This is a genomic window from Psychrobacter sp. NG254 (assembly GCF_015277735.1).
GTDB lineage: Bacteria > Pseudomonadota > Gammaproteobacteria > Pseudomonadales > Moraxellaceae > Psychrobacter.
This window is the reverse complement of the sequence record NZ_JADHDA010000007.1, coordinates 103,057-116,975: the sequence shown is the minus strand read 5'-3', so window position 1 is coordinate 116,975 and position 13,919 is coordinate 103,057. Positions and strand designations below refer to the sequence as shown.

Below are 13,919 nucleotides of genomic sequence, written 5' to 3'. Positions count from 1 at the left end.
CAAAAATCCTTAAAGTTTAACGGCTACGATAAGAAAAGCGATCATCAACACGAAGGTCAGCTGGTGGCCAGTTATCTAGGCGCATACCGAGCTCTAAATCTTTAGACGCTAACACGTCCTTGATTTCCGTCAATGATTTCTTACCAAGATTTGGGGTTTTTAGAAGTTCAGTCTCTGAACGCTGTACCAAATCACCGATATAGTAAATGTTTTCAGCTTTCAAGCAGTTGGCTGAGCGAACCGTTAGTTCAAGATCGTCCACAGGGCGTAATAGCACCGGATCAACCTCTTCTTTTTCTTTCACAGGCTCAGGCGCTTCTTCAGCTTCTAGGTCAACAAAGATAGAAATCTGTTGTTGTAAAATAGTGGCTGCTTTACGAATTGCTTCTTCTGGATCTATAGTGCCATTAGTTTCAAGCTCAATGATAAGACGATCAAGATCAGTACGCTGCTCTACACGAGCGTTCTCAACCTGATAAGCAACACGAAGTACTGGACTAAAACTTGCGTCAAGTTTTAAGCGTCCAATCGCTTTAGTATCACCATCTTCACGGCGCTGATTTGCTGGCTCATATCCACGACCCATTACTACGCGCAAACGCATCTTAAGATGACCACGGTCACTCAATGTACCCAATACCAATTCTGGATTGATGATGTCGACATTGTGTGGTAACGAGATATCTGCAGCAGTAATAGTGCCTGGACCTTGTTTGTCCAAGGTCAAAAATACTTCATTTTGGTCATGAAGGGTAATTGCCAAGCCTTTTAGGTTCAAAAGCAAGTCAAGCACGTCTTCTTGTAGTCCTTCAAGCGTAGAGTATTCATGGTCAACACCATCAATCTCAGCTTCAATGACTGCAGCACCAGGTAATGAAGATAACAAGATACGACGCAGGGCATTACCTAAAGTATGCCCAAAGCCGCGTTCTAACGGTTCGAGCGTGACTTTCGCAATCGTTTCATTAACCGTATCCACGTTAATGGCATTCGGCGTTAGAAACTCAGTTGCATTTAGCATCATGATGTCACCTCGATTTATTAAACTGGTTTAATTAACGTTGATTGCCCAATGCCACTTACATGACATTGAGCAGTTACGTCATTACTTAGAGTATAGCTCAACGATCAAGCTTTCGTTGATTTCAGCAGGTAGATCAATACGATCAGGTGCTTGTTTAAAAGTACCTTGTAGTTTGCTGTGATCAACATCAAGCCATTCTGGAATACCACGTTGTGTCGCTAGTTCAATAGCGTTTTTAATACGTAGCTGTTCGCGAGACTTCTCTTGGATAGCGATGACATCACCATCTTGAAGCTGAATTGATGGAATGTTCACACGAACAAACTCATCACGGCCAGCTTTTTTTACCATAACAGTGCGATGACTGACTAGCTGACGTGCTTCTGCGCGAGTTGAGCCAAAGCCCATGCGATAAACAACGTTGTCTAGACGACTCTCAAGCATAGCTAGTAGGTTCTCACCAGTAGCACCACGCTTACGAGCAGCTTCTTTATAGTAGTTAGCAAACTGACGCTCTAGTACACCATAGATACGCTTAACTTTCTGCTTTTCACGCAGCTGTAGAGCATATTCTGAGGTCTTATTACGGCTTACGCCATGTTGACCAGGTGGACGACCAGCTTTCTTAGTTTTAACGTCGTATGGTTTAACGCCAGACTTAAGACCTAAGTCCGTGCCTTCACGACGTGATAATTTTAATTTTGGTCCAATATAGCGGGCCATTGTTATGTCTCCTATAAGCTTTTGATATAAAAAGCTTCGTCTTTAATATTAGACGCGGCGCTTTTTCGGCGCACGGCAACCATTGTGTGGGATTGGGGTTACATCAGAGATGCTGTTAACTTTATAACCCAATGCACCTAGTGCTCTTACCGCAGACTCACGACCCGGTCCTGGTCCTTTGACCAAAACATCGATATTCTTAACACCATATTCTTGGGCCGCTTTACCAGCGACTTCAGCTGCAACCTGAGCTGCAAATGGTGTAGATTTACGTGAACCACGGAAGCCTTGTCCACCTGAAGTGGCCCAAGCCAATGCATTACCTTGACGATCGGTAATCGTAACAATGGTGTTATTAAAAGACGCATGGATATGGGCAATGCCCTCCGATACTGAACGACGAGTCACCTTTTTGCGACTGCGAGTGTCTTTTGCCATCTTTTAGCTTCCTAAGTTAATTATCTTTTGAGAGGGCGTGTCGGACCCTTACGAGTACGAGCGTTGTTCTTAGTGTTCTGGCCTCTAACTGGCAAGTTACGACGATGGCGGATACCACGGTAGCAACCAAGATCAACTAAACGCTTGATATTCATTGACACTTCACGACGAAGATCACCTTCAGTCATGTATTCTGCAACTTGTGCACGGATAGCATCTAACTGTGTATCATCTAACTGACTGACTTTAGTAGTAGGGGCAATGCCAACTGCTTCTAAGATTTTCTGAGCAGTGGTACGACCTACACCAAAGATGTAAGTTAGTGAAATAACAGCATGCTTATTATCCGGAATGTTTACGCCGGCAATACGAGCCATTGATTTCTCTCCATTAAAGAAAAATGGGCTTTATCTATCGATAAGGCATTATTTTTCAGATTTGTTGCTGTAAATACTAGAGCTTTTATAACTAGGGTCATTGCTTTAACTTGGTTACAAGCTTATTCGTTGACTTTATTATAAAAGATTTCGTATAAACACGGCAAGTGGCGGATGATATCGCATCCGCCGTTATTTTTCAAGCATTAATTTAATTAATAGAGAAAGTCATGGACTTTCTCATCTTAATTATTAACCTTGACGTTGCTTGTGGCGAGGTTCAGCTGTACAAATAATATGTACACGGCCTTTACGGCGCACAACTTTACAGCTACCACAAATCTTTTTAACTGATGCTTGAACTTTCATAGCATGCTCCTTGAAATATCGTACCGCTCATTTAAGGTTGAGTGGGCGATTGAATTAACGTCTGATCATGATATTGATGGGTCATCAAATGCGCTTGAATCTGCGAGATGAAATCCATTACCACAACCACCATAATCAGTAAAGACGTACCACCGAGTTGAAACGGCACACCAAACGATGACTGGACGACCATCGGCATTAAACAAATAACCGTCATATACATCGCGCCAATAAAGGTCAGTCGGTTTAATACATGATCGAGGTAACGCTGAGTTTGTTGTCCGGGGCGAATACCTGGGATATACGCACCACTACGTTTAAGGTTTTCTGCTACTTCACGCGGGCTAAATACCAATGCCGTGTAAAAATAACAGAAGAAAATAATCATTGCGCCAAATAATACCAAATATAGCGGCTGTCCTGGGGACAACACCAATGCCATATTCTGTAATATTTTTTGTGTGAAAGTAGGATCAGTTGATTGACCGACCCATTGCCCCAAACTCGCTGGAAACAACAATAAAGAACTGGCAAAAATAGCGGGGATAACCCCTGCCATGTTTAGCTTAAGCGGCAAATGTGATTGCTGCTGAGCGTATATCTTGCGACCTTGTTGCTGCTTTTGTGCATAGTTCACTGGAACACGGCGCTGGGCACGTTCAATATAAACAATACCAGCAGTTACCGCGATACCTAGTAACACAAAAATAAACAGTACAATCAAATTCATTTGACCTTGATTGACCTGTTCAATTGACTGCGAAATCATACCTGGCGTACCAGCCACAATACTCGCAAAAATGAGCATTGAAATACCATTACCTACGCCGCGCTCTGTAATCTGCTCACCAAGCCACATTAAGAACATAGCGCCCGCTACTAAAGAAGTAACTGCTGGAATATAAAAGGTAAGACCAGAGGATAAGGTAAGATTTTGGCTAATTAGGCCAGCACACATTCCTAATGACTGTACTAGTGCTAATGCAAGCGTCCCTTGACGGGTGTACTTGTTTAGCTTACGCCGTCCCGCTTCGCCCTCTTTTTTGAGAGCTTCAAGCGATGGCAATACTGCAGACATCATCTGTACAATAATTGATGCTGAAATATACGGCATGATGCCAAGTGCCATAATAGACATACGTTCTAGCGCACCACCTGAGAACATGTTAAACATGCTCAAAATGGTGTTTTCGTTGCGCGAAAACAGATCAGCCAAGTTAACCGGATTGATACCCGGCACTGGAATATGTGATCCCAAACGATAAACAATCAATGCGCCGATTAAGAATAATAAACGCGTCCATAATTCATCATACTTGCGTATGAAGGCAAATGGGTTAAGCGGAATACCAGACGATGACATTGATTGCTTTGACACGTTACTACTCCTCGATGCTACCACCAGCAGCTTCGATTGCTAGCTTAGCGCCTTTAGTTACTTTGATACCTTTGAAAGTATAAGCTTTAGTAACTTCGCCTGATAGCATAACACGGGCACGCTTCATATCATGACGGATAAGGTTAGCAGCTTTAAGTGTTTCAACGCTAACCACATCACCTTCAATTTTATTCAGTTCAGAAAGACGTACTTCAGCAGTCTTCATAGCCATTTTACTGGTAAAACCGAATTTTGGAAGACGACGATATAAAGGCATCTGACCACCTTCAAATCCTGAGCGTACGCTCGAACCTGAACGAGATTTCTGACCTTTTACACCACGACCACCAGTCTTACCAAGACCAGAACCGATACCACGACCACGACGTTGTGCAGTTTTCTTTGCGCCAACACCTGGTGATAATTCATTTAATCTAAGACCCATTACGCTTCCTCCACTTTTACCATGTAGTTAACGCGATTTACCATACCACGAGTTGAAGGAGTATCTTCTACTTCAACAGTATGATTAATACGGCGTAAACCCAATCCTTTCAAGCTCGCTTTGTGGCTCTTTAGGCGATGGGCACCCGATTTAAATTGAGTGACTTTCATTTTTTTCATCGTAACTCACCTAGTCTAAGTTAACCCAAGATTTCGTCTACAGATTTACCACGTTTAGCTGCCATCTTCTCTGGAGTTGACATATCACGTAAACCGTTAAACGTTGCGCGAACAACGTTAGCAGTATTGGTAGAACCATAACATTTAGTCAAAACATTCTTAACACCAGCAACTTCTAATACAGCACGCATTGCGCCACCGGCGATTACGCCAGTACCTTCAGATGCAGGTTGCATGTAGACTTTACTAGCACCATGACGTGCTTTGATTGGATGATACAAAGTTGCATCATTTAGCTCAACAGTAATCATATTACGTTTAGCAGCTTCTAGTGCTTTTTGGATAGCAGCTGGCACTTCACGTGCTTTACCGCGACCAAAACCCACACGACCGTTGCCATCACCCACTACAGTTAGTGCAGTGAAAGAGAAAATACGACCACCTTTAACAACTTTTGCAACGCGATCAACGGTAACTAAGCGTTCTACTAGACCGTCAGTCTGTTCATTTTTATCATTTTTATCATTTCTAGCCATGATTAAAACTCCAATCCGTGTTCGCGAGCAGCTTCTGCCAAAGCTTTAACTCGACCATGATATTTAAAACCACTACGGTCAAAGGCAACTTTAGTAATACCAGCTGCTTTTGCGCGTTCTGCGATCATTTGGCCCACAGACGTTGCTGAATCAGCATTGCTAGTCGCGCCTGAACGCAAGCTGCCGTCTAAGGTAGATGCCTGAGCAATCACTTCACCACCGTTCGGAGAGATAATCTGGGCATAAATATGTTTCGACGTGCGGGTAACCGTTAGACGATGTACGCCTAAGAAACGGATATGCGCGCGGGTTTTCTTAGCTCGACGCAGACGAGCTGCTTTTTTATCAAACATTTCAACTCACCTTATTTTTTCTTGGCTTCTTTGCGAATCACATGCTCGTCACTATAACGAATACCTTTACCTTTATAAGGCTCAGGTGGGCGGAAACCACGGATATTAGCCGCTGCTTGACCAAGCTGCTGTTTATTGTTTGATTTCAAAACAATTTCAGTTTGCGTTGGGGTTTCAGCTGACACACCTTCAGGCAACGTATATTCTACTGGATGAGAGTAACCGACGTTCAAAGTTACTTTGTTACCAGTAATTTGTGCGCGATAACCAACACCAATTAACTGAAGACGTCTTTCAAAGCCTTCGTTCACGCCTTTAACATAGTTGTTAACAAGAGCGCGCATGGTGCCAGTGTGCATCATAGCTTCTTTTGAATCGACTGTAGGTGAGAAAATGATAGCATCATCTTCCTGTTTCAGCTCGACCAATGCATGCAGGCGTAAAGACAAAGTGCCATTCTTGCCTTTAACTTCGACCTGCCGATCGTTCAAAGTAACGCTTACGCCATTTGGCAGCGTCACTGGGGCTTTAGCCACACGAGACATAGGAATATTCCTTAAAAAATTTAACTTCTTTATATTAGCGAAAAAACTAACAGGCTAAAAAGCGTGTTAGTTTAGCATAGTTGACCGCGTTAGACACCTACCAATGTTAAATAACTTATCATTAACACATCAATAGAAGCCTAACAACGTCAAGTAGACTTTATCGTCGTGTAGCTTACGCTACAAATGCGACGATTTCACCACCGATACCAGCAGCGCGTGCAGCACGATCACTCATGATGCCTTGGCTAGTTGATACGATAGCAACACCCATACCTTGCTTAACAGTAGGGATAGCGTCTTTACCGCGGAACTGACGTAAACCAGGACGGCTAAAACGTTGAATCGTTTCGATGACAGCACGGCCTTCGAAGTATTTCAATTCAATAGTTAGGGTTGCTTTGTTGTTTTCTTCTTCAGCAACAACAGCAGTGGCCACATAACCTTCGCTAACTAGCAAATCAGCGATTGATTTGCGTAATTTAGAACTCGGCATTGCTACCGATACTTTGTTAGCCATTTGTGCGTTACGAATACGGGTTAGCATATCCCCAACGGTATCTTGCATACTCATATAGTTACCCCTTACCAGCTTGCTTTACGAACACCAGGCACATCGCCTTGCATGACACGCTCACGCAGCATATTGCGTGATAAGCCAAACTTGCGGAAGTAACCGTGAGGACGACCGGTGATAGCACAACGATTGCGCAGACGTACTGGTGATGAATTGCGTGGAAGAGCTTGTAGCTCTAACATTGCTTCCATACGAGTTTCGTCACTTGCAGTCATATCACTGATAGTTTCTTTTAGCTTGATACGCTTATCAGCGTACTTAGCAACCATTTTTTCGCGCTTTAATTCGCGGTTAATCATGCTCTTCTTTGCCATAACGTCTTTACCTTATTTAAATGGGAAGCCGAATGCTTTAAGCAACGCACGACCTTCTTCATCAGATTGAGCTGACGTGGTGATTGTCACATCCATACCGCGGATACGATCAATCTTGTCGAAATCTACTTCTGGGAACACGATCTGTTCTTTGATACCCAATGAGTAGTTACCACGTCCGTCAAAGGCTTTAGGTGAAAAACCGCGGAAATCACGAATACGAGGAATTGCAATGGCAACGAGACGATCTAAAAATTCGTACATTTGCTCACCGCGTAGCGTTACTTTACAGCCAATTGGCCATTCTTCACGAATCTTAAAGCCAGCAACTGATTTACGCGCTTTGGTGACGACAGGTTTTTGACCAGCAATCGCTGTCATATCGGCTACAGCACCTTCAAGCAATTTCTTGTCTTGAGACGCGCCGCCAACACCCATGTTAAGTGTGATTTTAGTGATTTTAGGCACTTGCATCACATTTGCCAAACCAAGCTCTTCTTTGATTTGCTGCTTTAGTTCTTCGTTATATAAAGATTTTAATCTTGCCATTACCATTACACCCTTAGTGTCTTACGCAGTCGCCACTACTTCACCGTTCGAACGATAGACGCGTTGTTTGTTGCCGTCTTCGCCGAACTGATAAGTAATACGATCAGCTTTTTGGGTTTGCGCATTTAATATTGCGACATTTGAAATATGTAGGAAAGCTTCTTGCTTAAGAATGCCGCCTTCAACGCCAGTTGCCTGATTTGGCTTCTGATGTTTAGTGACAATGTTAACGCCTTCAACTTTGATACGATCATTTTTTACAGCTTGTACAGTACCTTGCTTGCCTTTGTCTTTCCCAGCAATCACGATAACTGTATCGCCTTTACGTAATTTTGACATGGATTACCTCACAATACTTCTGGTGCTAGTGATACAATTTTCATAAACTGATCACCACGTAGTTCACGAGTTACCGGTCCAAAAATACGAGTTGCAATCGGCGCTTTGTTTTGGTTCAACAATACCGCAGCATTGTCATCAAAACGTAACACAGAACCATCAGGACGACGAACGCCTTTTTTGGTACGTACAACTACTGCATTCATCACGTCGCCTTTTTTAACACGACCACGCGGAATGGCTTCTTTAACCGTTACTTTAATAATGTCGCCAACTGATGCATAACGACGATGAGAACCACCCAGTACTTTAATGCACTGAACTCTTCTTGCACCGCTATTGTCTGCAACTTCCAGCATTGACTCAACCTGAATCATAGCGTTACTCCACACGTATGAGCAATAAAAACCAGTTGCTGCCGCTAGCACAGTATGAGTAGACGGCATTTTAATATAAATAACCGCGACTTACTCTTAATGTGAGTGATATACGCTCGGCGCAATCAGCATCCTTAAAAAGGCGGCTATTTTAACAGCTTCTGGCTTTTAATGCAATTTACTTAGATTTTTTCTACTTTTTCAACCACATCAACCAAAGTCCAAGACTTGGTTTTTGAGATTGGACGCGTTTCTTTGATACGGACAAGATCGCCTTGTTGGCAAACATTATTCTCATCATGTGCTTTGATTTTTGTAGAACGACGAAGCTGCTTGCCATACAAAGGATGACGAACCAGACGCTCAATCAAAACTGTGATGGACTTGTCCATCTTGTCGCTAACAACTCGACCTGTCAATACGCTAGCATTGGTAGCTGTTTGATTGTTATCGCTCATGAGTCGCCTCGTTGTTTCTCGTTAATCAAAGTCTGAAGCTGAGCAATCGTGCGACGATTGTCACGTACTTCATGGGTATTACCCAACTGACCAGTTGCTTTAGCCATACGAATACGGAAAGCATCAAGTTGCTTTTCATCAAGTAACTGGGTCAGTTCTTCTAATGATTTATCACGTAATTCACTGATCTTCATTACATTATCGTCCGCTTAACAATGGTAGTTTTAAAGGGCAGTTTTGCTGCAGCAAGCGTGAAAGCTTCACGTGCAAGCTCTTCTGGTACCCCTTCAATTTCATATAGCACTTTACCAGGTTTGATTTCGCATACCCAATACTCTACAGGACCTTTACCTTTACCCATACGTACTTCTAAAGGCTTGTTGGTAATAGGCTTGTCTGGGAATACACGAATCCAAATCTTACCGCCACGCTTAATTTTACGAGTGATGGTACGACGTGCTGCTTCGATTTGACGTGCTGTCATACGACCGCGCGTCAATGATTTTAGACCAATTTGTCCGAATGCAACGGTGCTTCCACGATGAGCTAGCCCAGTGTTACGACCTTTGTGCATTTTACGAAACTTGGTACGTTTTGGCTGTAACATAGTTTAACCTCTGTCTGAGTTTCGACGGTTTCCGTTTCCGCGACCACGGCGTTTTGGCGCACGAGCCTGCTCTTCTTTGACCGGATTATAAACGCTGTTCATACCGTCAAGGATCTCTCCGCGGAAAATCCAAACTTTAACACCGATAGTGCCGTAAGTTGTCTCTGCACGAATTGACGCATAGTCAATATCAGCACGGAGTGTATGCAGTGGCACACGACCTTCACGGTACCATTCAGTACGAGCAATCTCAGCGCCGCCAAGACGACCAGACAGCTCAACTTTAATACCTTTAGCACCAGAGCGCATGCTGTTTTGTACCGCGCGCTTCATCGCACGACGGAACATAACACGACGCTCAAGCTGACTGCTGATACCGTCTGCTACCAAACGTGCATCAAGATCAGGTGACGTGATTTCTTCAATGTTGACCTGAGCAGGTACGCCCATAATTTTGGTCAATTCTTTTTGAAGTCTTTCGATATCTTCGCCTTTTTTACCGATAACAATACCAGGACGCGCAGTGGCGATGGTAATCTTAGCAGCGCCAGTAGGACGCTCGATCATGATGTTGCTGATCATAGCGTTGTCTAGCTTTTTGCGTAGATATTCACGAACACGAATGTCGTTGATTAGGTATTCTGAGTATTGTTTAGGGCTAGCATACCAGTTTGCGTTATGCTTTTTTACAACACCAAGACGAATTCCGATTGGATGTACTTTTTGACCCATAACTTATTCTCCTACCTTTATAGTGATGTGACAAGTACGCTTACTGATACGATCAGCGCGGCCTTTGGCACGTGGTAGGATACGTTTTAGCGTAATGCCTTCATCAACGTAGATAGTTGATACTTTAAGCGTATCGATATCTAAACCGTTGTTGTTTTCGGCATTGGCGATGGCTGAGTTAAGACATTTCTTAACAAACACAGCGCCTTTCTTATTGCTATACGTTAGGATATCCAAAGCACGCTCAATAGATTTGCCACGAACTTCATCAGCAACGAGTCTAACTTTTTGTGCCGATATGGCGGCACCGCGTAATTTTGCAGTTACTTCCATGGTAAGCACCTTATCTCTTAGCTTTTTTGTCAATGCCGTGACCACGATACGTACGAGTCGGGGCAAATTCACCTAGTTTATGACCAACCATCTGTTCGCTCACGATAACCGGTACATGAGTACGGCCGTTGTGAACAGATAAAGTTAGGCCAACCATTTGTGGCAGGATCATCGAGCGGCGCGACCAAGTTTTAATTGGCTTGCGTGAGTTGGTTTCTAATGCATTCTCAACTTTAGCAAACAAATGCGCGTCTATGAATGGACCTTTTTTCAATGAACGAGGCATGAAATTCTTCCTTTATTTCTTCTTGGCGCGGCGGCGGATGATCATGTTGTCAGTACGCTTATTGCTACGCGTTTTAAGTCCTTTAGACTTCTGACCCCAAGGGCTAGTTGGATGGCGACCTTTGTTACGACCTTCACCACCACCATGTGGGTGATCAACCGGGTTCATAGCGACACCACGAACTGAAGGACGAACACCACGCCAACGTGAAGCACCGGCTTTACCAAGTGATTTCAAGTTATTTTCAGTGTTAGAAACTTCACCAATAACAGCACGGCAATTCACGTGTACACGGCGAGTTTCGCCAGAACGTAAACGTAGAATAGCATAAATACCATCACGACCTAATAACTGAACACTAGCACCCGCTGCGCGAGCCATCTGTGCACCTTTACCGATTTTAAGTTCGATATTGTGAATCACAGTACCCAATGGGATATTTTTTAGTGGTAAACAGTTACCTGGACGAATTGGAGATGCTTCGCCTGACATTACTGTATCGCCAACTGCTTGTTTTTTAGCAGCGATGATGTAACGACGTTCGCCATCAGCGTACTTAAGTAATGCAATATGTGCAGTACGGTTAGGATCGTATTCAATACGCTCTACCGTTGCTGGGATATTGTCTTTAGTACGTTTGAAATCGATAATACGATAATGCTGCTTATGACCACCGCCAATGTGACGAGTAGTGATACGGCCATTATTGTTACGACCACCGGTCTTACTTTTTGATTCTAGAAGTGCTGCAAACGGACGACCTTTGTAAAGGTGTGGATGCACTACTTTTTCAACAAAACGACGGCCTGGTGATGTTGGCTTTGCTCTTACGATAGGCATGAGTGTAATCCTTATTCGTTATTCGCTGTTTCACTAGTAGAAGCAGTCGTATTAGCGACCTCTTCACCAGCATCAGCCATTTGTACATCTTGACCAGCTTTTAAGGTAACATAGGCTTTTTTGTAGTCGTTACGACGGCCGATACTTTTACCAAAACGCTTTGTCTTACCTTTAACATTCAAAGTGTTTACTTTTAAAACTTCAACACCTTCAAACATCATCTCAACTGCTTTTTTAACTTCAAGCTTAGTAGCCTTAGAGTCAATTTTAAATACCTGCACACCAAGTGAGTCGCCAAGCATTTGAGATTTCTCTGAGAATACAGGTCCTCTTAGGATCTGATAAAGTCTTGCGTTATTCATGCTAGTGCTTCCTCAAATTGTTTCGCAGCTTCAACTGACATGATTACTTTATCAAAAGCAATCAAGCTCACTGGATCCACTTCACTTGTACCAAGTACATTGACATGTGGGATGTTGCGAGCAGCTAAGTATAAGTTTTCGTCAACTTCTTTAGTGACGATCAAGGCACGAGGTGCACCAAGCTCATTTAACTTTGCGATCAGCTCTTTGGTCTTAGGACCAGAAACGCTTAGCTCTTCAACCAAAATCAGACGCTCTTGGCGAATCAATTCGGCTAGGATGCACTGCATTGCACCGCGATACATCTTACGGTTAACTTTCTGTGTCCAATCTTGTGGTTTAGCCGCGAATGCACGACCGCCCCCACGCCAGATTGGGCTACGAATAGAGCCCGCACGAGCGCGACCAGTACCTTTTTGGCGCCATGGCTTAATACCACCGCCAGAAACTTCGGCACGGGTTTTTTGTGCGCGTGTACCTTGGCGAGCACCAGCTAAATAAGCGGTGACGACTTGATGCACTAGTGCTTCGTTGAATTCACGACCAAATGCCGTATCAGAAAGCTCAACCGCAGCACCTGTAACTGTTTTTAAATCCACGTTAATCCCCTTGCTTAGGCTTTGACTGACGGACGTACGATAACATCGCCACCGGTGGCACCTGGGATAGCACCCTTGATGACAAGTAACCCTTTTTCGGCATCAACCGAAATCACTTCTAGGCCTTGAACAGTAACACGTTTGTTACCCATCTGACCCGCCATCTTTTTGCCTTTGAATACTTTACCTGGTGACTGGTTTTGACCAGTTGAACCATGTGCACGATGAGACACTGAGTTACCATGAGTAGCATCTTGCATACTAAAGTTGTGACGCTTTACAGGACCTTGGAAACCTTTACCTTTACTGTTTCCTGTCACATCAACCATCTGACCTTGTTCGAACAAGTCAGCTAGAATCTCGCCACCAATCTCACGACCTTCAAGATCGCTTTCGTTGGCACGAAATTCCCAAACACCACGACCAGCGGCAACGCCGGCTTTAGCGAAGTGACCTTTTTGAGCTGCTGTTACGCGGCTGTCACGACGGGTACCTGTGGTAACTTGGATGGCTTGATAGCCATCTACATCAGTATTTTTTACTTGAGTAATGCGGTTAGCACTGATCTCAACCACTGTTACAGGGATAGAAGCACCTGTTTCAGTGAAGACACGGGTCATGCCGCATTTTTTACCGACTAAACCGATCGCCATTTTAGACCTCTTTATATCTTATATTAATGGGTTGGGTGTTTATGTGCATTAACCCAAAGCAATTTGAACGTCAACACCCGCCGCCAAGTCAAGCTTCATTAGCGCATCCACAGTTTTGTCGGTAGGTTGAACGATGTCAACCATACGCTTATGAGTACGAATTTCGTACTGATCACGAGCGTCTTTGTTTACGTGTGGTGAAGTTAGAACGTTGAAGCGCTCAATGCGAGTCGGCAACGGTACAGGACCACAAACTTGCGCACCGGTGCGCTTTGCAGTATCAACGATCTCTTGTGCAGATTGATCAATCAGACGATGATCAAAAGACTTAAGACGGATACGGATTCTCTGGTTAGCCATGCCAGCAAGCTCCTAATATGTGCTTTCGTCATTCTTGCGTTGCAAGATCATGATCAAAAGCAGTTTGGTTAAATATTCACTTAAAGCGGCCTTCTGTTCTTAACCAGAATGAGTTCTTTATCCGAACTTGTAGCGTGCCAAAAGCAAAATAGTTTAAAGCCCCGCC

At 43.8% G+C, this 13,919-nt stretch carries 27 protein-coding genes; all 27 read right to left on the bottom strand.

Annotation, left to right across the window (positions count from 1 at the left end; all coding sequences use genetic code 11):
* Positions 1–16 precede the first annotated feature (16 nt).
* On the bottom strand, positions 17–1,024 hold the full coding sequence (locus IP510_RS12550; RefSeq protein WP_194365170.1) for a DNA-directed RNA polymerase subunit alpha: 1,008 nt from the start codon (positions 1,022–1,024) through the stop codon (positions 17–19).
* A gap of 81 nt (positions 1,025–1,105) precedes the next feature.
* On the bottom strand, positions 1,106–1,747 hold the full coding sequence (gene rpsD / locus IP510_RS12545; protein WP_010196731.1) for a 30S ribosomal protein S4: 642 nt from the start codon (positions 1,745–1,747) through the stop codon (positions 1,106–1,108).
* 48 nt (positions 1,748–1,795) lie between these two features.
* Positions 1,796–2,185 (bottom strand): 30S ribosomal protein S11, encoded by a 390-nt coding sequence (rpsK, locus tag IP510_RS12540; RefSeq protein WP_045454458.1) that lies wholly within the window; start codon positions 2,183–2,185, stop codon positions 1,796–1,798.
* A 20-nt stretch (positions 2,186–2,205) separates the two neighbouring features.
* A complete protein-coding gene (gene rpsM, locus IP510_RS12535; RefSeq protein ID WP_149490921.1) occupies positions 2,206–2,562 on the bottom strand; it encodes a 30S ribosomal protein S13 in 357 nt (118 codons plus the stop codon).
* 252 nt (positions 2,563–2,814) lie between these two features.
* The gene (gene rpmJ / locus IP510_RS12530) at positions 2,815–2,931 is read right to left on the bottom strand and encodes a 50S ribosomal protein L36 (RefSeq protein WP_010196721.1); all 117 of its coding nucleotides are present in this window, start codon (positions 2,929–2,931) and stop codon (positions 2,815–2,817) included.
* A gap of 31 nt (positions 2,932–2,962) precedes the next feature.
* Positions 2,963–4,294, bottom strand: coding sequence for a preprotein translocase subunit SecY (gene secY / locus IP510_RS12525; protein ID WP_194365212.1), 1,332 nt, complete (start codon positions 4,292–4,294; stop codon positions 2,963–2,965).
* A gap of 19 nt (positions 4,295–4,313) precedes the next feature.
* On the bottom strand, positions 4,314–4,754 hold the full coding sequence (rplO, locus tag IP510_RS12520) for a 50S ribosomal protein L15 (protein ID WP_194365169.1): 441 nt from the start codon (positions 4,752–4,754) through the stop codon (positions 4,314–4,316).
* Positions 4,754–4,933, bottom strand: coding sequence for a 50S ribosomal protein L30 (gene rpmD / locus IP510_RS12515; RefSeq protein WP_010196714.1), 180 nt, complete (start codon positions 4,931–4,933; stop codon positions 4,754–4,756). Before rpmD ends, rplO begins: the two co-directional genes overlap by 1 nt.
* A gap of 20 nt (positions 4,934–4,953) precedes the next feature.
* On the bottom strand, positions 4,954–5,469 hold the full coding sequence (gene rpsE / locus IP510_RS12510) for a 30S ribosomal protein S5 (RefSeq protein ID WP_194365168.1): 516 nt from the start codon (positions 5,467–5,469) through the stop codon (positions 4,954–4,956).
* Positions 5,470–5,471: 2 nt separating this feature from the next.
* Positions 5,472–5,822, bottom strand: coding sequence for a 50S ribosomal protein L18 (gene rplR, locus IP510_RS12505; RefSeq protein WP_194365167.1), 351 nt, complete (start codon positions 5,820–5,822; stop codon positions 5,472–5,474).
* Between the two features lie 11 nt (positions 5,823–5,833).
* A complete protein-coding gene (gene rplF, locus IP510_RS12500) occupies positions 5,834–6,367 on the bottom strand; it encodes a 50S ribosomal protein L6 (protein WP_194365166.1) in 534 nt (177 codons plus the stop codon).
* A gap of 175 nt (positions 6,368–6,542) precedes the next feature.
* Complete coding sequence (gene rpsH / locus IP510_RS12495) at positions 6,543–6,941, bottom strand: 30S ribosomal protein S8 (RefSeq protein ID WP_194365165.1); 399 nt, start codon at positions 6,939–6,941, stop codon at positions 6,543–6,545.
* 11 nt (positions 6,942–6,952) lie between these two features.
* The gene (gene rpsN / locus IP510_RS12490; RefSeq protein WP_021813378.1) at positions 6,953–7,258 is read right to left on the bottom strand and encodes a 30S ribosomal protein S14; all 306 of its coding nucleotides are present in this window, start codon (positions 7,256–7,258) and stop codon (positions 6,953–6,955) included.
* 12 nt (positions 7,259–7,270) lie between these two features.
* Positions 7,271–7,807, bottom strand: a complete 537-nt coding sequence (gene rplE, locus IP510_RS12485) for a 50S ribosomal protein L5 (protein ID WP_011279797.1) — start codon at positions 7,805–7,807, stop codon at positions 7,271–7,273.
* A 21-nt stretch (positions 7,808–7,828) separates the two neighbouring features.
* The gene (gene rplX / locus IP510_RS12480) at positions 7,829–8,146 is read right to left on the bottom strand and encodes a 50S ribosomal protein L24 (RefSeq protein WP_194365164.1); all 318 of its coding nucleotides are present in this window, start codon (positions 8,144–8,146) and stop codon (positions 7,829–7,831) included.
* Between the two features lie 8 nt (positions 8,147–8,154).
* Positions 8,155–8,523 carry a 50S ribosomal protein L14 gene (rplN, locus tag IP510_RS12475; protein ID WP_010196702.1) on the bottom strand — a complete coding sequence of 123 codons (369 nt, stop codon included), beginning with the start codon at positions 8,521–8,523 and terminating at the stop codon, positions 8,155–8,157.
* Positions 8,524–8,705: 182 nt separating this feature from the next.
* The gene (rpsQ, locus tag IP510_RS12470) at positions 8,706–8,981 is read right to left on the bottom strand and encodes a 30S ribosomal protein S17 (RefSeq protein WP_021813375.1); all 276 of its coding nucleotides are present in this window, start codon (positions 8,979–8,981) and stop codon (positions 8,706–8,708) included.
* Positions 8,978–9,175, bottom strand: coding sequence for a 50S ribosomal protein L29 (gene rpmC, locus IP510_RS12465; protein ID WP_102094164.1), 198 nt, complete (start codon positions 9,173–9,175; stop codon positions 8,978–8,980). Before rpmC ends, rpsQ begins: the two co-directional genes overlap by 4 nt.
* The gene (gene rplP / locus IP510_RS12460; RefSeq protein WP_010196693.1) at positions 9,175–9,588 is read right to left on the bottom strand and encodes a 50S ribosomal protein L16; all 414 of its coding nucleotides are present in this window, start codon (positions 9,586–9,588) and stop codon (positions 9,175–9,177) included. The genes rpmC and rplP overlap by 1 nt, the downstream gene beginning before the upstream one ends.
* Positions 9,589–9,591: 3 nt before the next feature.
* Complete coding sequence (gene rpsC, locus IP510_RS12455; RefSeq protein ID WP_194365163.1) at positions 9,592–10,320, bottom strand: 30S ribosomal protein S3; 729 nt, start codon at positions 10,318–10,320, stop codon at positions 9,592–9,594.
* A 3-nt stretch (positions 10,321–10,323) separates the two neighbouring features.
* A complete protein-coding gene (rplV, locus tag IP510_RS12450; protein WP_010196689.1) occupies positions 10,324–10,653 on the bottom strand; it encodes a 50S ribosomal protein L22 in 330 nt (109 codons plus the stop codon).
* A 10-nt stretch (positions 10,654–10,663) separates the two neighbouring features.
* Complete coding sequence (gene rpsS, locus IP510_RS12445) at positions 10,664–10,939, bottom strand: 30S ribosomal protein S19 (RefSeq protein WP_194365162.1); 276 nt, start codon at positions 10,937–10,939, stop codon at positions 10,664–10,666.
* A 12-nt stretch (positions 10,940–10,951) separates the two neighbouring features.
* Entirely contained in the window at positions 10,952–11,779 is an 828-nt protein-coding gene (rplB, locus tag IP510_RS12440) for a 50S ribosomal protein L2 (protein ID WP_194365161.1), read from the bottom strand.
* A gap of 11 nt (positions 11,780–11,790) precedes the next feature.
* A complete protein-coding gene (rplW, locus tag IP510_RS12435; protein ID WP_011279789.1) occupies positions 11,791–12,141 on the bottom strand; it encodes a 50S ribosomal protein L23 in 351 nt (116 codons plus the stop codon).
* Positions 12,138–12,740: a 50S ribosomal protein L4 gene (gene rplD, locus IP510_RS12430; RefSeq protein WP_194365160.1), complete on the bottom strand. Its 603-nt coding sequence runs from the start codon at positions 12,738–12,740 to the stop codon at positions 12,138–12,140. The genes rplW and rplD overlap by 4 nt, the downstream gene beginning before the upstream one ends.
* Positions 12,741–12,754: 14 nt before the next feature.
* Complete coding sequence (gene rplC, locus IP510_RS12425; RefSeq protein ID WP_194365159.1) at positions 12,755–13,393, bottom strand: 50S ribosomal protein L3; 639 nt, start codon at positions 13,391–13,393, stop codon at positions 12,755–12,757.
* Between the two features lie 48 nt (positions 13,394–13,441).
* Positions 13,442–13,753 carry a 30S ribosomal protein S10 gene (rpsJ, locus tag IP510_RS12420; RefSeq protein ID WP_010196670.1) on the bottom strand — a complete coding sequence of 104 codons (312 nt, stop codon included), beginning with the start codon at positions 13,751–13,753 and terminating at the stop codon, positions 13,442–13,444.
* Positions 13,754–13,919: the final 166 nt, after the last annotated feature.